Annotated in this window: 16 protein-coding genes and 1 other RNA gene; 11 read left to right on the top strand and 6 right to left on the bottom strand. The window is 61.0% G+C overall.

Features of this window, described 5'->3' with window-relative positions; all coding sequences use genetic code 11:
• Positions 1-304: 304 nt before the first annotated feature.
• Together rnpB and rsmI are read right to left on the bottom strand one after the other, a co-directional pair.
• Positions 305-657: RNase P RNA component class A (gene rnpB, locus E4656_RS11310), an RNA gene on the bottom strand.
• A gap of 42 nt (positions 658-699) precedes the next feature.
• Positions 700-1578, bottom strand: a complete 879-nt coding sequence (gene rsmI, locus E4656_RS11305) for a 16S rRNA (cytidine(1402)-2'-O)-methyltransferase (RefSeq protein WP_135483390.1) — start codon at positions 1576-1578, stop codon at positions 700-702.
• 39 nt (positions 1579-1617) lie between these two features.
• On the opposite strand from rsmI, the gene E4656_RS11300 reads away from it, so the two are divergent.
• The 9 genes from E4656_RS11300 to E4656_RS11260 all read left to right on the top strand — a co-directional run bounded on the left by E4656_RS11300 (position 1618) and on the right by E4656_RS11260 (position 11135).
• Complete coding sequence (locus E4656_RS11300; RefSeq protein ID WP_167856036.1) at positions 1618-3558, top strand: penicillin-binding protein activator; 1941 nt, start codon at positions 1618-1620, stop codon at positions 3556-3558.
• Positions 3555-3896, top strand: a complete 342-nt coding sequence (locus tag E4656_RS11295) for a YraN family protein (RefSeq protein ID WP_135483388.1) — start codon at positions 3555-3557, stop codon at positions 3894-3896. The genes E4656_RS11300 and E4656_RS11295 overlap by 4 nt, the downstream gene beginning before the upstream one ends.
• The gene (locus E4656_RS11290) at positions 3896-4489 is read left to right on the top strand and encodes a D-sedoheptulose-7-phosphate isomerase (protein WP_135483387.1); all 594 of its coding nucleotides are present in this window, start codon (positions 3896-3898) and stop codon (positions 4487-4489) included. The genes E4656_RS11295 and E4656_RS11290 overlap by 1 nt, the downstream gene beginning before the upstream one ends.
• 5 nt (positions 4490-4494) lie before the next feature.
• Complete coding sequence (locus E4656_RS11285) at positions 4495-5055, top strand: BON domain-containing protein (RefSeq protein ID WP_135483386.1); 561 nt, start codon at positions 4495-4497, stop codon at positions 5053-5055.
• A gap of 76 nt (positions 5056-5131) precedes the next feature.
• A complete protein-coding gene (locus tag E4656_RS11280) occupies positions 5132-6046 on the top strand; it encodes a universal stress protein (protein ID WP_135483385.1) in 915 nt (304 codons plus the stop codon).
• 79 nt (positions 6047-6125) lie between these two features.
• Entirely contained in the window at positions 6126-7439 is a 1314-nt protein-coding gene (aroA, locus tag E4656_RS11275) for a 3-phosphoshikimate 1-carboxyvinyltransferase (protein ID WP_135483384.1), read from the top strand.
• 38 nt (positions 7440-7477) lie between these two features.
• On the top strand, positions 7478-8005 hold the full coding sequence (gene ppa / locus E4656_RS11270; protein ID WP_135483383.1) for an inorganic diphosphatase: 528 nt from the start codon (positions 7478-7480) through the stop codon (positions 8003-8005).
• 39 nt (positions 8006-8044) lie between these two features.
• Entirely contained in the window at positions 8045-8431 is a 387-nt protein-coding gene (gcvH, locus tag E4656_RS11265) for a glycine cleavage system protein GcvH (RefSeq protein WP_135483382.1), read from the top strand.
• 139 nt (positions 8432-8570) lie between these two features.
• Positions 8571-11135 (top strand): EAL domain-containing protein, encoded by a 2565-nt coding sequence (locus E4656_RS11260; RefSeq protein WP_135483381.1) that lies wholly within the window; start codon positions 8571-8573, stop codon positions 11133-11135.
• A 12-nt stretch (positions 11136-11147) separates the two neighbouring features.
• Here the strand turns inward: E4656_RS11260 and argE are convergent, their stop codons facing one another.
• The 3 genes from argE to E4656_RS11245 form a co-directional block, all read right to left on the bottom strand.
• Positions 11148-12308, bottom strand: coding sequence for an acetylornithine deacetylase (gene argE, locus E4656_RS11255; protein WP_205849187.1), 1161 nt, complete (start codon positions 12306-12308; stop codon positions 11148-11150).
• 105 nt (positions 12309-12413) lie between these two features.
• The gene (gene rimI, locus E4656_RS11250; RefSeq protein ID WP_135483380.1) at positions 12414-12902 is read right to left on the bottom strand and encodes a ribosomal protein S18-alanine N-acetyltransferase; all 489 of its coding nucleotides are present in this window, start codon (positions 12900-12902) and stop codon (positions 12414-12416) included.
• Entirely contained in the window at positions 12902-13489 is a 588-nt protein-coding gene (locus E4656_RS11245; RefSeq protein ID WP_135483379.1) for a hypothetical protein, read from the bottom strand. The genes rimI and E4656_RS11245 overlap by 1 nt, the downstream gene beginning before the upstream one ends.
• Before the next feature lie 396 nt (positions 13490-13885).
• On the opposite strand from E4656_RS11245, the gene E4656_RS11240 reads away from it, so the two are divergent.
• Positions 13886-15154 carry a hypothetical protein gene (locus tag E4656_RS11240; protein WP_135483378.1) on the top strand — a complete coding sequence of 423 codons (1269 nt, stop codon included), beginning with the start codon at positions 13886-13888 and terminating at the stop codon, positions 15152-15154.
• 1 nt (position 15155) lies between these two features.
• On the opposite strand, the gene E4656_RS11235 is transcribed toward E4656_RS11240, so the two are convergent.
• Positions 15156-16022, bottom strand: coding sequence for an undecaprenyl-diphosphate phosphatase (locus E4656_RS11235; protein WP_135483377.1), 867 nt, complete (start codon positions 16020-16022; stop codon positions 15156-15158).
• A 174-nt stretch (positions 16023-16196) separates the two neighbouring features.
• Between E4656_RS11235 and E4656_RS11230 the strand changes: the two genes are divergently transcribed.
• The gene (locus tag E4656_RS11230; protein ID WP_135483376.1) at positions 16197-17348 is read left to right on the top strand and encodes an endo-1,4-beta-xylanase; all 1152 of its coding nucleotides are present in this window, start codon (positions 16197-16199) and stop codon (positions 17346-17348) included.
• The last annotated feature ends 373 nt before the right edge of the window (positions 17349-17721 follow it).

Raw genomic sequence — 17721 nt, 5'->3', positions numbered from 1 at the left:
AGGGAGACGAAACCACTAATTGCCACAAAAACCCACAATCTCCCACAGTCAGCGCCCACTATAGGCAGCACCCCCACCATTTGCAACCATGGGAAAGTGCACCATTTCAAAAAAAAATGCTTATATGACAGGGGGTTACGAGGTGTTAGCAAGTGCTAACAAAGGGTAGTGCACGGCTAAACCGATGCACAAGAATCACCTGCACGACACAGTTAAAGTTAAACATTAACTTCAAGATTGATTTTCGATAAAAAAGGGGATCGATAGGAGAAAACAGAATATTACAGTAAAGGCTGAGACAGAGGGCGCAAGTCAGCCGATAAGCCGGGTTCTGTCGTGGGCAATCATTCATCTAGGCGTACTGTCACCAGCACGCTCAAGCGACCTACCCGGTTCCAGCGCGGGCCACGCCTGAAGGAACCCTATTTGGTCTTGCTCCGAGTGGGGTTTACCGTGCCATGGACTGTTACCAGCCATGCGGTGCGCTCTTACCGCACCCTTTCACCCTTGCCGGTCGCCGAAGCGACTTAGGCGGTCTGCTCTCTGCTGCACTTTCCGTCGGCTCACGCCGCCCTGCAATTAACAGGCACTCTGCCCTGCGGAGCCCGGACTTTCCTCCCCCCGGTTATACCGAGCGGCGATTGCCTGGCTGACTTGCGCGGGCGGACAGTACGCGAAAGGCGCCGGCAAGGCAATGGCTTACTGCCGGTCACGCAGGTTCAGCAGGCGTCGGTAGAGTTCATTCTTGCTGCTGCCCAGCAGCCGCGCTGCTTCGCCGGCAGCCTGCTTGGGCGGCAGGTGAACAGCCAGTGTCTGCAGCAGTGCATCGACATCAACCTGTCCGGGCGGGGCCTGGTCGGCAGGCTGGCCGCCGATCAGCAGCACCAGCTCACCCCGCCGCTGGTCCGGATCGGCCGCCACAAGTTCGAGTACCGAACCGGCAGTGCCGCGCAGGATGGTCTCGAACTGCTTGGTCAGTTCCCGCGCTATCACCAGTGGGCGCTGTGCATCCAGATCACGCAGCATTGCCAGCGTTTCCTGCAGGCGGCGCGGCGATTCATACAGCACCGAGGTGCCGCCGAACCGCATCACTTCGCCAAGAAAGGTCTGCCGCGGGCCGGCCTTGGCCGGCGGGAAGCCGCAGAACTGGAAGCGGTCCGAGGGCAGACCGGCCACACTCATGGCCGCTGTTACGGCGCTGGCACCCGGCACCGGCACCACACGGTAGCCCCGTTCGGCAAGCGCAGTCACCAGGGGATAACCGGGGTCGGAGATCAGCGGCGTCCCGGCATCACTGATCAGCGCCAGGCTGTCACCGGCTGCCAGCCAGTTCACGATCTGCTCGATGCGCTGCCGTTCATTGTGCTCGTGCAGAGACACCAGCGGTCGATCAATGCCATAATGCTGCAGCAGTTTCAGGCTGTGACGCGTATCTTCAGCCAGAATACGGGTCACGCCATGCAGCACCTCCAGCGCCCGCTGGGTGATATCACCCAGATGACCAATGGGTGTGGCCACCACATAGAGCACAGATGTGTAAAGCGCCGGTACAGGGCGTTGGGTCGGTGCTTGGGACATATACAATCAAACCTGCTTGTTAGAGAAGGGGTTCTCGTCATGAACTTTGCGCTGCGCCTGCCGGCACTGCTGACCGTGCTGATCCTCGCGGCCTGTAGCACACCTCCGGTCTCTGATGCGCCGGACGATACCGCGACCGGGCGCACAGCACCAGAGGGGCTGAGCGAATTGCCACTCGACACGGACCGCCCGATAGCCGAACTGGCCGATGAACTGCCGGACGACCTGAAGCGCAGCGAACTGATCCGGCTGAATCGAGCGCCCCAGACGGCCGAGGGCTACACTCTGGAGTTGGCCAAGATTTTCTACCTGCGCGGAGAGCCGGACAAAACCGAGCGCCTGCTGAACCGGCTGGACTACCCGCAATTGTCGGCGACCATGCAGCGTGACTTTGCCTTGCTGTCGGCCAAGACCGAACTGATGCTGTTCAATCCCAGAGCCTCACTGGCTTGGCTGACCGGCGACGCAGTGCCGCTGTTTGACAGCCTGCCACTGCCGCAACAGATCGAAATCAGCCTGCTGCGCGCACAGGCCTATAGCCTGACCAACAGCCCGGTGGCGGCGGCCCGAGAACGTATTTTCATTCATCCGCTGCTGACCGACGAACAAAAGCACAGCAATGTGCAGGCCATCTGGCTGGACCTGCAACAGGCCGACCCCGAGGCGCTGGCGGTGCTGGCCATGGTGCAGACCGCGCCCGACTACAGTGGCTGGCTGGAACTGGCCAACATCTACCATGAATACCAGAACGAACCCATGCGGCTGGTTCGTGGCATCGAGGGCTGGCAGCAGGCCAACCCCCGCCATCCGGCAGCGCTGGATCTGCCCGACAGCCTGCTCAGGCTGACCGAAAGCATCAGCAGTCAGCCCGAGCACATTGCCCTGATATTGCCCGTCAGCGGCGATCTGCGCGGCCCCGGTCAGGCCATTGCAGATGGCTTCCTGGCCGGGTATTTCCGCGCCAAGAATGAAGGCCAGGATGTGCCCGAGCTGCGCTTTTACGATGAGGCCAATGGTGATGTGCGTCAGGTGGTGACCTCGGCCATAGAGGCCGGAGCCGATTTCATTATCGGCCCCCTGGGGCGCAACCAGGTCATGCAGGTTGAGTCCGTCAACAGCCTGCCGGTCACGGTCATGGCGCTGAACCGGACAGATCGCCAGGTCATCAACAACGAAAATGTCATCCAGTTTGCGCTGGCGCCGGAAGACGAAGCCCGCCAGGTCGCCCGGCACGCCTGGTTCAGCGGCCACAATGTGGCCGCCGCCATCCGCCCTCAGGGTGAATGGGGAGAGCGCGTGGCCAGCGCGTTCCGTGAAGAGTGGGAACGCCTGGGCGGCCAGTTGGTCAGCACCGAGTCCATCCCGGCACAGGATGACGGCCGGCGCTACCTGGCTCAGGTGCGCTCACTGCTGGACATCGATCAGAGCCAGCAGCGGTCGATCAACATTCAGTCAGTGCTCGGCACTGCCGTTGAAATCGAACCCAGACGACGGCGTGACCTGGACTTCATCTTCATGGCCGTCGAGCCCGACCAGGCCAGACAGCTGCGGCCCTTGCTGAACTTTCAGTATGCGGAAGATATTCCGATACTTGCCACTTCGTCCATCGTGGCTACCAATGATACCGGGCGTGATCGCGATCTGAGCGGGATCCGTCTGGTCGAGATACCCTGGCTGGTCAGTGACAGTGCCGAGGCAGAAGCCCTGGCTGCCCTGGACATCGAGCAGTTCAGCACCTACTCACGCCTCTATGCCATGGGCCTGGATGCATGGCACCTGGTACCCCAACTGCCCTATCTGCGCAGTGCCCCGGAGGCTCAGTACCGCGGCCAGACGGGCATACTGCGGCTGAATGAGCGGGGCCAGATCGAACGCGAACTGGCCTGGGCCCAATACATGAATGGCCGTCTGGTCCCCCTCACGCTGTCACCCACTCTGGAGGCTGAAGAGTCTCCACGCCCGCTGAACGGCTCGCAATGAGTGTGGCCATCGGCAATGCGGCGGAACGCCGGGCCGCCGAATACCTGCAGAGCCAGGGGTTGCAACTGAGGGACCAGCAGGCCCGCTGTCGCCAGGGCGAACTGGACCTGGTGCTGGCCGATGGCAACTGCTGGGTATTTGTCGAGGTCAAGGCGCGCCGCAGTCAGCAGTTCGGCGGCGGACTGGCCGCAGTCACCGCCAGCAAGCAGGCCAGGCTCAGAAGCGCCGCCAACTGGTACCTGTCGCGTCACCGTGCAACCGACCAACCTTGCCGTTTCGACGTGGTCGAGGTTAATCTGCAGACTGATGAGCTGACCTGGATAAGGAACGCGTTCTGATGTCAGAGGAACTGGCCCTGTTGACCCAGCGCACGGTCGACACCATTGAACATTTGCAGGAAACCGCCGACCAGACGCTGGAGCGGTTGCTGGTGGCCAATCAGTTGCTGTGCGATACCTTCCTGCACGACGGCAAGGTGCTGGTCTGCGGCCATGGGCCGAGTGCCGCCAGCGCTCAGCTGCTCTGCAGCTATCTGCTGCACCGCTATGCCATGGACCGACCGGCCCTGCCCGCCATCAATCTGAGCAACAACTCGGCCCTGATTTCACAGATAGGGGTAGAGACCGGCATCAACGATATTTTTGCCAAGCCCATCCAGGCCCTTGCGCAGACCCATGACCTGCTGGTGGTATTCAATCATGGTGCCCGCGCCGGCAGTCTGGTGCAGGCCATTCAGGCGGCCCACAACAGGGGCTTGTCGGTACTCGCATTTTCCTGTCAGACCAGCGAAGATGTGGTCTCGCTGTTGACCCCGGATGATCTGGAGATCGCCGTGCCGGCAGCTGGTTCAATGGCCATTGAGGCTCATATCATGCTGGTGCACCGACTCTGCGAGCTGGTTGATCGCACCATTTTCGGTTCGGAGGATTGAAGGCCGTGAAACATTTACCCCTGCTGATCTGGCTTCCACTCATGCTGCTGGTTGTCGGCTGTGCTCTCGGCGGCAGTTCAGGCCCGCGCGGTGATGACAGCAGCCTGTCCCGTGGTGCAGCCATTGATGATGCCGATCTGGAAGTACGCATCAGGGAACGCCTGGTCGCGGCTGATGAGCGCTTCAGTGACAGCCGCATCAAGGTGGTCTCGCACAATGCCCGTATTCTGATCACCGGCCGCGTGCCCTCAGAGCAGATGATCAACCAGGCCACCGAGGTCGTGCGGCAGTTCCGGCGTGTGCGCCTGCTGCACAACGAATTGCGCGTTGGCGAGCCGCCCACCGCCGAGATGCGTGCCAACGATCAATGGATCAGCGTGCGGGTCAAGGGTCGCCTGGTGCTGACGGCAGATTTTCCGGCGCGCCGAGTGGTCATCACGACCCATGAGGGCGTGGCCTACCTGATGGGGCTGGTCACCCGCGAACAGGGCAGCATTGCGGAACAGCGCGCCGCTCAGGTCGATGGTGTGCAGCGGGTTGTTTCCATTTTTGACTACATTGACTGATTCGGGGTGCACAAAACGTCAGGACGGAGCTATGCTGACGCTATAACAAGCCTAATCAGCGCGAGGTGATGCCACCATGAACCCGATCCTGGTCTATCTGGACCCGACTGAAGACAACCTGCCTGTGGTCAACAAGGCAGAATTCCTGGCCCAACGCTGGCAATGCCCGCTGGTGCTGTTTTCTGCCGCTTTCCACAGTGCGCTGGCACGTGGCCTGGCGGGCGGCTCGGATGGCCGCGCCGAAAACCAGCAGGCATCCTATCTGCGCGAGCAGGAGCAGAAGCTGGAGGCCATCGCGCGCCAGCTCCGTGAGCGGGGCCTGGAGGTTTCCACCCGAGTGGCCTGGTGCAAACACGCCTGGCAGGCCATCGAGAAGCTGCTGGAAGAGCAGGATTTCGATCTGATCCTGAAAGGCACCCACCACCAGAATGTCATGCAGCGCACCTTCTTCAGCTCCACCGACTGGGACCTGATGCGCTGCAGCCCGCTGCCGGTACTGCTGGTCAAGGACAACCCCTGGCCCGACACCGGCATGCATCTGACGGCCTGTGTCGACCCGGTGGAACAGGGCGACGCACCGCGCTTGCTGGACAAGGCCATCCTGCTGCAGGCCAAAGTCTGGCAGGAGGCTCTGGACACCCGACTGGAAGTCCTCAACGTCTACGACCCCACCCCCTTCATCGTCTACATGGACCCGCCGGTCCCCGATACCACCCCGATCACCGAGGCGCTGGCCGAGCAGCATCAGGATGCCCTGAACAAGCTGCTGGATGAATGCGGTATTCCGCAGGCGCAGGGCCGACTTGAAGCCGGCACCCCCACCTCGACCATCCCGGAGCTGGTACAGGACAGCGGCAGCCATGTGGTAGTGCTGGGCGCACAAACCCGGGAAGGCCTGAACCGCTGGCTGATCGGCCATACGGCAGAGAAGATTCTCGACCGTTTGCGCTGCGATGTGCTGGTCATCAAGACGGACCAGTCAGGAAGCTGAAGTTCCTTCATTGCTTCCCGTGATCAGGCCGCTACAATAGCTCGACCTGATCACACAGCACTGGTTCTTACAGCATTCCATGGAAAGTCTGACCCTGCAGCCTCTGGCACGCATAGATGGTGAAGTCACCATTCCGGGCTCGAAAAGCCTGTCCAACCGTATTCTGCTGCTGGCCGCTCTCGCGGAAGGCACGACAGATATCAGCAATCTGCTGCACAGCGACGATACGGATCGCATGCTGGAGGCTCTGGCCGCGCTGGGCGTCGACATCGATGTCTCTGCTGACCGAGCCCGCTGCCGGGTCACCGGTGTGGGCGGCCCGTTGAGCACAGACGCCGCGGAACCCCTGGACCTCTTTCTCGGCAACGCCGGTACCGCCATGCGCCCGCTGACGGCAGCGCTCTGCCTGGGCCAGGGTGATTTCATACTCAGCGGTGTGCCGCGCATGTACGAGCGGCCCATTGGCGACCTGATTGAGGCCCTGCGGCCACTGGGCGCAGACATCGAGTATCTGGGCACCACCGACTACCCTCCGCTGCAGATCCGCGGTACCGGTCTGCAGGGGGGGACGGTCAGTATCCGGGGCAATATTTCCAGCCAGTTTCTGACCGCCCTGCTGATGGCTGCCCCGATGGCCGCCGGCGATCTGACCATTCAGGTGGAGGGCGAACTGGTGTCCAGGCCCTACATCGACATTACCCTGGATGTCATGCGTCGCTTTGGCGTCAGCGTCGACAATCGGGACTACCAGAGTTTTCACATCCGGGGCGGCCAGCGCTATCGGTCTCCCGGCCAGATCATGGTCGAAGGCGATGCGTCTTCGGCGTCCTATTTTCTCGCTGCCGCCGCCATTGCCGGCGGCACTGTGCGGGTGCACGGCACCGGCACCGACTCGGTGCAGGGTGATGTCCGCTTTGCCGAGGTACTGGCGCAGATGGGCGCCCAGGTGACCTGGAACCCCAGTTGGATCGAGGTCACGCGCGGGGCCCTGCGCGGGGTCGATGTCGATCTGAACCATATCCCCGATGCCGCCATGACCATTGCCACCACGGCGCTGTTTGCCGAAGGCCCGACCACAATCCGCAACATCTACAACTGGCGGGTCAAGGAGACTGATCGTCTCAGTGCCATGGCCACCGAGCTGCGCAAGCTCGGCGCCGAGGTGGAAGAAGGCGAGGACTACATCCGCATCACGCCAACGACGCACTACCAGCCGGCTGAAATCGAGACCTATGACGACCATCGCATCGCCATGTGCTTCTCGCTGGCCGCCTTCGGCGAAGAGCCGGTGACCATACTCGACCCGGGCTGCACCGCCAAAACCTTCCCCGACTATTTCACGCGGTTCGGGGCTTTGACAACACCCCGGGCAGAACGCACAGTGCAGCCCTGACGCCGAACCCGTTTGACAACCTCCGGAGGAACAAAGACATGAGCTACAGCAAGATTCCCGCAGGCAAGGACCTGCCCAATGACATCTACGTGGCAATCGAGATTCCGGCCAATGCCGATCCCATCAAGTATGAGATCGACAAGGACATGGATGCTCTCCTGGTCGACCGTTTCATGGCAGCGCCCATGTTCTACCCGGCCAACTACGGCTATATTCCACAGACGCTGGCCCCCGATGGCGACGCGCTGGATGTATTGGTCGTCACACCCTATCCTGTTGCCCCGGGTTCGGTCATTCGGGCCCGTCCGGTGGGCATTCTGGACATGACCGACGAGGCCGGCTCGGACGCCAAGCTGGTGGCGGTACCGCATCAGAAGCTGACCAGCCTGTATGATGAGGTCAACGATATTGAAGACCTGCCCTCCCTGCTGCTGGAACAGATCAAGCACTTTTTCGAGCACTACAAGACACTGGAAAAAGGCAAGTGGGTCAAGGTCGACGGCTGGCGCAATGCAGACGCTGCACGCCAGGCTATTGAAGAATCGGCCAAGGCCTATAATGGGTAAGCCTGCACCCGACAGGCTGTGGATACAGGAGAACGCGGCATGAGCAATACACCTGCAGATCTGAAGTATACCGCCACGCACGAGTGGCTGCTGATAGACGGTGACATCGTCACCGTGGGCATTACCGACTTTGCACAGGAGCAACTGGGCGACGTGGTCTTTGTCGAACTGCCCGAGGTGGACGCTGCCGTAACGGCCGGGGACGGCATTGCGGTGGTGGAGTCCGTCAAGGCGGCCTCCGACATCTATGCCCCGGCGACAGGCACCATCCTGGCCATCAATGAGTCGCTGGAAGAAGCCCCGGAACTGGTCAACAGCGATCCGTTCGAGGACGGCTGGTTTTTCCGCATGCGGGTAACCGATACCGGCGAGCTGGATGACCTGATGGATGCCGACTCCTACATCGATCACTGTGCCGACACCTGAGTCTGACGGGCGCTGCGGCGCCCTCTTCTGACCACCCCGAGGCCTGCTTCCTGTCGCGGGAACAGCACCAAAGGTGACGTCCGCCCCATCCCTGACTACACTGACTATGTTGTATGCTGATCACAGGCAGGGATGGCACATGAGTCCCCTCAATTTCACCGGAGCAGACACCCCGGTTCACGCCGCGCTCTCCGGCCAGTACTCCATCGCTCTGGTGGTACTCTCCATCCTGATCGCCGTGCTCGCGGCCTACGCCAGCTTCAGTCACGTTGACCTGATGCGTTCGGCACGGACCCGACTCACTCGGATTGTCTGGCATGTCAGCGGTGCTGTGGCCATGGGGGTGGGTGTATGGACCATGCACTTTACCGGCATGGTGGCTTTCCGTATGCCGGTTGAAATCAGCTATGACCTCAATCTCACACTGACTTCCGTGCTGCCTGCAATACTGGCAGGCTTTGTCACCCTGAACATCATCAGCCAGGATCAGCCCGCAGTCTCCAGTATCGCCATAGGCGGGCTGCTGATGGGGGCCGGTATCGGCGCCATGCACTACACCGGCATGGGCGCCATGGTGACCAGCAGTGATATCCACTACAACCCCTGGCTGTTCACCAGTTCAATCGGCATTGCGGTGCTGCTGGCCACCCTGGCCCTGGCGACGCCCCGATTGCTGCCGCAAATCATCGAGGATGAGACCACCACCAGACTGGCCAGTGCACTGCTGATGGGACTGGCGATTTCCGGCATGCACTATGTGGCCATGGGTGCCACAGTGTTTCTGCCCGGCGACCACCCGCAACTGGTTGCCGGCGCCGTGATGGACCAGACCCTGCTCGCCTCCCTGGCCGTGCTGGCCAGCTTGATCATCCTGGGTACATCAACCACCACGGCCATCATGCGCAACCGGCTGCAGATGGCAGAGCTGGAAACGGAACGTTCCGAGGCCACGCAGAAACATATGCGCGATCGCTTTCGCAAGATCGTCTCGCGTCTGCCGGGCATGGTGTACCAGTTCCGCCTGGGCCCGGACGGCGCCATGTCATTCCCCTATGCAAGCAATGCGATCCGGGATATCTATGGTGTTGAGCCCGAGGCTGTACAACAGGACGCCATGCGCTTGACCAGGGTCATACACCCCGATGACCTCGATGGCGTGTTCGCTTCCATTCGGGAGTCAGCAGAGACCCTGAAACCCTGGCAGCATGAGTACCGAGTACGCAAGCCGGACCGCAGTATCCTCTGGCTGCAGGGCAATGCCCTGCCCGAGCGCGAGTCGGACGGGTCCATACTATGGAACGGCTTTATCATGGACGTGACCGAACGCCGCAAGTCGGAAGACATCATTCATCAACTGGCCTTCTATGACGCCCTGACCGGGTTGCCCAACCGCCGCCAGCTGCTCGATCGGCTGCAACTGGCCAGGGTCAGCAGCAGAGTAAGCCTCAAGCATGGTGCGCTGCTGTTTATCGATCTGGATGATTTCAAGCGCCTCAATGACACCCTGGGCCACTCAACGGGTGATCGCCTGTTGAAGGTGTTGTCACAGCGGCTGCGCAGCAGACTGGTCGGCACCGACACCCTGGCCCGCCTGGGGGGCGACGAGTTCGTGGTTATTCTGGAAAATCTGGATACAGAAGAACACACCGCAGCCATCGAGGCCGAACGGATGGCGGAAAAGCTGCGCGCCACGCTGACCCAGTCGGTGCAGCTCGGTGAGACCATTTACCGATGCACGGCCAGCATCGGCATCTGCCTGTTCACGGGCGAGCGGGAATCCACTGAGGAACTGTTACGGCGCGCGGATGTGGCCATGTATCAGGCCAAGGCCGCCGGCCGCAATGCCATTCACTTTTTCGACCCCTCCATCCATGCCGCGATCGAAGCCCGCTTCCGGCTGGAAGCAGAGTTTCGCGCTGCACTCGACAACAATGAACTGGTGCTGTTCTACCAGGCTCAGGTCAATCGTCGTGGTGAACCCTGCGGGGCCGAGGCCCTGATACGCTGGCAGCATCCTGCCCGCGGCCTGCTGGGGCCCGCCGCCTTTATCAACATGGCAGAAGAAACGGGGCTGATCGCGCCCATGGGAGACACAGTACTGCGCACCGCTTGCCATCAACTGAGTCTGTGGGGTGAGCAGGCCGAGGCCGACACACTCAGCCTGGCCGTCAATATCAGCGCCCGGCAGTTCCACCAGCCCGATTTCGTAAACCGCATCCTCACCATAGTCGATGAGACCGGTGCCAACCCCAGGTTACTGAAACTTGAGCTGACCGAGTCACTCATTCTGACTGATCTGGATGACTCCGTGACCAAGATGCGGGCACTCAGAGCAGCCGGCATACGCTTTGCGATGGACGACTTCGGTACCGGCTATTCGTCCCTGGCCTACCTGTCGCGCCTGCCCTTCGACGAGGTCAAGATAGACCAGGCCTTTATCCGGCAGGCTCAACTGGATACCGAGGGCGCAGACAGAAGCATAGTGGAAGCCATTATCGGACTCACCCACAGCCTGGGCATGCGCGTGGTCGCCGAGGGGGTGGAAACCCCGGTACAGCGCGAGTTTCTGCTCTCACGGCGCTGTGATGTGTTTCAGGGCTACCTGTTCAGCCACCCCGAGCCCGTCACAGCTTTCGAGCAAACGCTGGAGGCACTGCGTAAGGCCTGCACCATGCACTCCATCGCCGGCGGCAAGCAGGACTGACAGCGCCCCGCTCTACCCTCGGCAATGCTCTAGCAGACGGTCGACAAAGGCCCCGCAACGCTCAAGCTGCTCGATGTCGACAAACTCGTTGGGCTTGTGCGCCTGATTGATTGAACCAGGGCCCACCACTACAGTGGGGACACCCAGACGGGTAGAGAACAGCCCGGCTTCGGTGCCATAGGCCACCTTCTTGAGTTTGGGATCATCGGCCAACTGACAGGCCAGGCGCACGACCTCGGCCTCGGGGTCGGTATCAAGACCGGGGAACGCAGAGATTCTGGACAACTGCACGCCACAGTCCGGGTTGCGCTGTTTCATCTCCGCATCCAGACTCGCCGCGAAATAGGCCACCTCTGCCGCCACGACATCGATATCTTCCGTCGGCAGGACGCGAAACTCGAAATCGACCACCGCGCGCTCGGGTACTATGTTGAGAGCGGTACCACCTCGCATGACACCCACATGGGCAGTCGACACGGGGACGTCATACAGCTCGCCCTGTACACCCTCACCCAGGCGGATGGCAACACTGTCCACGAACTGAACCAGACGAGCCGCATAGCTGACTGCATTCACGCCATGCGGTGCCTGCGAAGAGTGGCAGGCCAGGCCGGTGAACTCGGCGCGATAGCTCTGCTTGGCCTTGTGCGCCACCACCACCTCCATGGAGGAGGGTTCACCGACGAAACAGGCCTTTGGCTTCACAGGGCGGTCACAGAGCACTTCCAGCAAGCCGGGCACCCCCTGGCAGCCGACTTCTTCATCATAGGAGAAAGCCAGATGCACGGGGGCTTTCAGATCGGCCGCCACCAATTGTGGCACTCGGGACAGGCAACAGGCCAGAAATCCCTTCATGTCCACCGTGCCGCGGCCAAACAGCTGATCACCCTGGCGGGTCAGCGTGTAGGGATCGGTCAGCCAGTTCTGACCATCCACCGGCACGGTGTCGGTGTGTCCGGACAGAATATAGCCCGGCTGGTCAGCAGGACCGATGGTGGCGTAGAAGTTGGCCTTGTTGCCATCGGCATTGAAGACGCGCTCTCCCTGCACTCCAAACTGCTGCAACCAGGCATCTACCCAGTCGATCAGCGGCAGGTTGGAATTGCGGCTGGTGGTATCAAACCCGACCAGGCGGCCCAGAATCTCTTCAATAGTACGTTCGGTATGCATCATCAATCACCTGACGAACCGGCCATCGCTCGCCGGTTCTTGCTCGATCTGTTTTATGAACTGAATAACCCCGTACTCTAGCACAGAACAGCCTGTGGTCGGCTCAATTCAGGCCAGCAGGGTACGGGCCATGATCAGGGCGTGCTCCCGGCCCGGGCGCGGACGTGCAGAATCCGGCGCCGCTGGCATCGGCTTGCGCGCAGGGTAGTAGTCTTCGCGGATACCGGCAATATGAAAGCCATTGCTTGCATAGAGGGCCTGCGCACCCGCATTGCTTTGCCGGACTTCCAGAAAGGCCTCGGTCGCACCATGCGTCCGGCCCGCTTCGAGTGCCGCCGACAACAGGGTCTGCCCCACCCCCTGGCGCTGCCAGGCCTGGTCTACCGCAATATTGAGAATGGACAACTCGTCGGCGACCAGCAGGCAAATGCAGAACCCGACCAGTTGCTCGTCAGACAGCGCCACACGCGCCCAATGGTTGCTCTGCAGGCCCCGCCTGAATGTCGACTCAGCCCAGGGGTAGTCACTCACTCGCGTATCCAGAGCACAGCACGCCGATATATCCGCTTCGGTCAGGGGATTCAGGGTCAGCGCCATCAGGGCAGGCTGTCCAGCCAGGGCTGCAGGCGGTGCCAGAATTTTCGCTTCTGCGCCGGCAGGTGCATCAGTTCGGACAGCGCCGGACCCACAAAACAGGCCAGGTCACCGGCTTCCCAGCCACCCATGTCTGCGGCAAACCCGTCCGGTGGTTCGCAGTTCAGCAGTTCCGGCGTGGCGTCGCCCAGCATCAGCAGGTAGCGGATCTTGCCTTCACGTTCAGCGGACTGCCACTTCTGTTGCAGATAGAAGCGGGCTTCTTCCACGTCATGCTTGATGGAACGGTTCACAAACAGGGGCCAGTCGATATTGTGGGCCACCGTCGGCTGGCGTTCGCCGCACACTGTCTGCGCCAGGGCGGCCAGCAACCGATCGGCCCCCCTTTGCTGGCCGGCAGGCATGCCGGGCGGGCGGGTATCAACAATCAGCCAGCCATCACGTGCCCACCAGCGCTGCTTGAATTCGACGCCCTGGCCGGCTTTTACAGCTTCGGGTTCCGGCATGGCCGCTGCAGCAGCAGCGGCCGGGTCTTCAGTGTCGGATCTGTCAGTTACAGCCTCGGTTGCTGTTGCCTTGACTGCTGCCATGGCATCTTGCAGGCGGCCTGGTTCAGGCGCCTGTGGTCTGCCGGACTCCTGTGGCCTATCCGCTGAAGGCATTCCTCCCGCTGAAGGCTCTTGATACGCTGAAGGCTCTTCAGGCACCGGCGGCCAATCAATCGTCCGGCCCAGCTCCGGTGCCACCCGGGCAAACCAGCTACGGACGCCCATGGCCTCCAGATAATGCTGTCTGAGCTGTTCTCGTTCGGGCTGCATGCCGATCTCGGTATTCAAATTGAGGCAACGATTCTAACTGATATCACGTCTGCTGCCAGCCCTGCCTCTGACCTGTGACGGGTCTGGCTCGGTCAGGCGAGACAGACAGTGGGGGTTCAGGGCATAATATGCTCAGGTAGATGCGAAGATTACAACAAAGGACATGCCATGGACCGCGCACGCTTCTGTACGCAGGCGCTGGCCATTGGAGCCTGCCTGCTGCCATTGCCATTGTCTGCCAACTCTCTCCCTGTCGATCTGTTTCTGGCCGATGACTATTCCCTGGATCCAGAAGCGCTGGGCTACCACATTGTCGCCCCACCACCCACGGCCGTTTCCACCTTCAGCCAGCGCCTGGAAGGTGGACGCGAACAGGGTCTGACGGCACTCACGACGCGCTTGCGCTCGCGTCTGCAGCATCCGTTTTCCGAGTTGATGCACGCCGCCATCACGGTGGAAGCCGACCTGAACGCACCCGTCAGATGGGACCGTATTGCCGATGACAGACTGCAGTTTCAGGGCCGGGTGGACGAGGCGGCGGTGCATTTCGAGGAAGGCCGCTGGCAGCTGGCTGCGGGCTGGCAGGAATCGAGCTGGGGTACGGTAGAGGGTGCGCACGTACTGGATGTACTGAGCCCGCAGACGCTCGATGTTACCGAGGATATCGGCGGCCGGAAACAACCCCAACTCAGCATTCAGGGCAGCGTCCGTATTGCCACTCTGGACCTGTCTGCCTGGCTGTTTCCGGATCCGCTGGCCACTCGGGAAGCGCAACAACAGAGTGCGCAGAACGGAACAGAGGCCGCTGACCCCGGCTTCGCGCTGCAACTGAGCTCGCGAGCCCCACGCAGCGTGACCACCTTGCATCTGGCCCGCCTGAGCTCGGACACCCCCGTGCAGGTAACAGCATCTGAACCGGCAACCCGCGACCCCTACTGGCTTTTCGGGCTCAGTTCGCGCGTCCCGGTAGGGCCCGTTGAATGGCGAGGCGAGCTGGTCTACAAGTCCAGCCTGTACCCTGCTGATGCGCCCACGCCCTCGGCACCGATACCCAGCGCTGACTCGAGCGCCCATGGCCGTCTGGAAGGCGCCACTGGCTTGCGCATCATAACCAGGCGATTTGGCGAATGGGAAGGTTTCATGACGGCCAGGCGCTGGTTTGACGACCAGGCGCTGATCGACACCGAGGCCTGGCAAAACGAGCTGGCTCTGTCCTGGCTGGACAGCTGGTACGCGAACCGCATCAGCACCCGGCTGAGTGTCTATGGCTCCTTCTCGGACGCCTATCTCACCGGAGTGGCCCGCACCGGCTGGCACTATGATCACGGCAGTGAACTGTCGCTGACCCTGACCCAGTATTTTGCCGATGACGGCACCCCCTTTGCGGACCGGCATCGGCAGACTCGCTATCTGGCCCAGTGGCAGTATCGCTTCTGAGTCAGTAACCCGGGCTGATAAAGCCGAAGCCCACGGCCGCGGCCAGCGCCCAGAGGTAGAAGGAGAAATACTTCAGCCGGGCACGATACAGCAATACCAGCACCAGTTTCAGGGCGACTATCCCCACCAGGGCTGCCACCACAAAACCGACCGCCATCACGGTGCCGCTCAATTGCCTGAGCCCGCCATCCAGCAACACCTCAAGTGACTGCACCGCCGACGCGGCCAGAATGGTCGGTATGGCCAGGAAGAAGCTGTACTCGGCCGCCCACTTTCGTTTCATGCCACTGAACAGGGCAAAGGTGATGGTCATGCCGCTGCGCGACAGACCCGGGATCAACGCCAGCCCCTGCGCCAGACCGATAATACCGGCAATTCTGAGATTGATACGACGCAGGCCAAGCGGCCGCCGCGACAGGCGGTCAGTCAGCCACAGCAGAATGCCGGTCACGGTCAGCGTACCCGCAACCGACAGCGGATTGGCAAAGACCAGGTTGAACCAGTGGCGAAAACTGAAGCCGATGACAGCGGTCACCAGCAATGAAAAGGCGCACAGAAAACTCAGGCGCAGAAACAGCAATTCCCGCCTGATTCTACCGCCGTCGGACAGCCAATGGCCGGTATCACGCAGCACACCCAGGCTCAGCTTCCACAGACTGCGCCGAAACACCACCAGAATGGACACCAGAGTCCCGACATGGACAACCAGATCAAACAGCACCATCTCGGCGCTCTCGGGAGGCGGCAGATCATACCCGAGCTGAATCAGCCAGTGCTGAGTCAGGACCAGGTGAGCCGTCGAACTGACCGGCAGGAACATGAACACGCCCTGCACCACCCCCAGCGCTATTGCTATCCAGACCGCCATGCCCCCTCCATCGGTGCTTATACTGAACAGAAGGCGCTCCTTATACAGCGAGCTTCCGATGAATGGAAGTACCCGCTGATCAACGGGTCTTGTCAGAGAGTTGCGAAACCTTTATTTTATTCTGAACTCGAAATAATAAAACAAGAATCACCCTAGAAAGAGGACCTCTGTACCATGCGCAAGATCAATCGCCGCAGCTTTCTGACTGCTTCTGCCGCCGCGCTGGCGCTCAGCCATCTGAAGGGCTGCGCCATCACCAACGCCATCCAGAAAACCGGCCTGAAAGACGCCTATGGAGCAGACTTTCTGATTGGCACTGCAATCAGCAACCACACTCTCGAGACCCAGAACAGCGAGCTTCTGGGGCTGATTGATCGCGAGTTCAACACCATTACGGCAGAGAACTGCATGAAGTCGGGCGAGATCCAACCCTCCCAGGGCAACTGGGATTGGGCGCTGGCAGACCGTTTTATTAATTTTGGTGTCGAACATAAAAAGACCATAGTCGGGCATGCACTGGTATGGCATTCCCAGGTGCCCGGCGACTTTTTTGTCGATGCCAATGACAACCAGATCTCCCGCGATGAACTGATCCGCCGCATGGACACCCACATCCAGACGCTGATGGAACGTTACCAGGGCAAGGTCAGCATCTGGGATGTAGTCAATGAAGCCATCGATGAAGACCAGGGCTGGCGCCAGAGCCCCTGGTATGAAATCTTCGGCTCCGCCGAGTACATGGAGCGGGCCTTTCATCTGGCTCATGAGATGGAGCCTGATGCCCATCTGCTCTACAACGACTACAACATGCACAACCCCGGCAAGCGGTCGTTCCTTGTTGATGTCATCCGCGATTACAAGCGCCGCGGAGTGCCCATGAACGCCATCGGCCTGCAGGGCCATGTCGGCCTGGACTTCCCCAATCTGACCGAATTCGAGCGCAGCATCGAAGCCTATGCGGCCGAAGGCATGCGCATTCACATCACCGAAATGGATGTCGACGCCCTGCCTGTAGCCTGGGAGCACACCGGCGCCGAGATATCAGCGCTCGAGGAATACGCGGAAGAACTCGACCCCTACAGGGACGGCCTGCCGGCAGCCATTGAACAGCAACTGACCGACCGCTATGTCGAGATGTTTGAAATGTTCATTCGGCATCGCAACAAGATCGATCGGGTCACCACCTGGGGTACCTACGACGGGGAGTCCTGGAAGAATGACTTCCCGGTACAGGGGCGCACCAACTATCCACTGCTGTTTGATCGCTCACGTCAGCGCAAGCCGGCCTATTATGCAGTAGCGGATCTGGGCAGCCAGACACGGTAAGGCGACTCCAGCCGTGCCGAATACTCCATCCTGTAGCGAGGCCCCTGTAGCGAGGGACGTGTAGCGAGGGACGCAAGTCCCGACTGGGCCGGCAGGCCCTGTATGAAGGGCGGCTGCGCCGCCATCGCGACTCGCGTCGCTCGCTACAATCGAGGCTTTTTTGCAGGCGATGGCCCTTGGCCACGCAGAAGTGCCTCGGCCCGCATGCGTGGCCAAGGGCCACCGCCTGCAAGGGCTGGAAGGCACCCATTCCGGGCCCCCCAGAACCCAAAAACCCGGCACGAGGGCCGGGTTGATGGGGTCTTCTGTTAGGCGCTTGACGATGACCTACTCTCACATGGGGATACCCCACACTACCATCGGCGATGCGCTG

The organism is Natronospirillum operosum, assembly GCF_004768465.1.
GTDB lineage: Bacteria > Pseudomonadota > Gammaproteobacteria > Pseudomonadales > Natronospirillaceae > Natronospirillum > Natronospirillum operosum.
Note: the sequence above shows the minus strand (reverse complement) of the source record. Positions and strands in the feature narration are given on the sequence as shown.

Coding starts and splice junctions, on each gene's coding strand:
- argE (WP_205849187.1), bottom strand. CDS start 12,308: ATGATGCATACCGAACGTACTATTGAAGAGATTCTGGGCCGCCTGGTC.
- gcvH (WP_135483382.1), top strand. CDS start 8,045: ATGAGCAATACACCTGCAGATCTGAAGTATACCGCCACGCACGAGTGG.
- E4656_RS11240 (WP_135483378.1), top strand. CDS start 13,886: ATGGACCGCGCACGCTTCTGTACGCAGGCGCTGGCCATTGGAGCCTGC.
- rsmI (WP_135483390.1), bottom strand. CDS start 1,578: ATGTCCCAAGCACCGACCCAACGCCCTGTACCGGCGCTTTACACATCT.
- rimI (WP_135483380.1), bottom strand. CDS start 12,902: ATGGCGCTGACCCTGAATCCCCTGACCGAAGCGGATATATCGGCGTGC.
- E4656_RS11245 (WP_135483379.1), bottom strand. CDS start 13,489: ATGGCAGCAGTCAAGGCAACAGCAACCGAGGCTGTAACTGACAGATCC.
- E4656_RS11230 (WP_135483376.1), top strand. CDS start 16,197: ATGCGCAAGATCAATCGCCGCAGCTTTCTGACTGCTTCTGCCGCCGCG.
- E4656_RS11295 (WP_135483388.1), top strand. CDS start 3,555: ATGAGTGTGGCCATCGGCAATGCGGCGGAACGCCGGGCCGCCGAATAC.
- E4656_RS11290 (WP_135483387.1), top strand. CDS start 3,896: ATGTCAGAGGAACTGGCCCTGTTGACCCAGCGCACGGTCGACACCATT.
- E4656_RS11300 (WP_167856036.1), top strand. CDS start 1,618: ATGAACTTTGCGCTGCGCCTGCCGGCACTGCTGACCGTGCTGATCCTC.
- ppa (WP_135483383.1), top strand. CDS start 7,478: ATGAGCTACAGCAAGATTCCCGCAGGCAAGGACCTGCCCAATGACATC.
- E4656_RS11260 (WP_135483381.1), top strand. CDS start 8,571: ATGAGTCCCCTCAATTTCACCGGAGCAGACACCCCGGTTCACGCCGCG.
- E4656_RS11235 (WP_135483377.1), bottom strand. CDS start 16,022: ATGGCGGTCTGGATAGCAATAGCGCTGGGGGTGGTGCAGGGCGTGTTC.
- E4656_RS11280 (WP_135483385.1), top strand. CDS start 5,132: ATGAACCCGATCCTGGTCTATCTGGACCCGACTGAAGACAACCTGCCT.
- aroA (WP_135483384.1), top strand. CDS start 6,126: ATGGAAAGTCTGACCCTGCAGCCTCTGGCACGCATAGATGGTGAAGTC.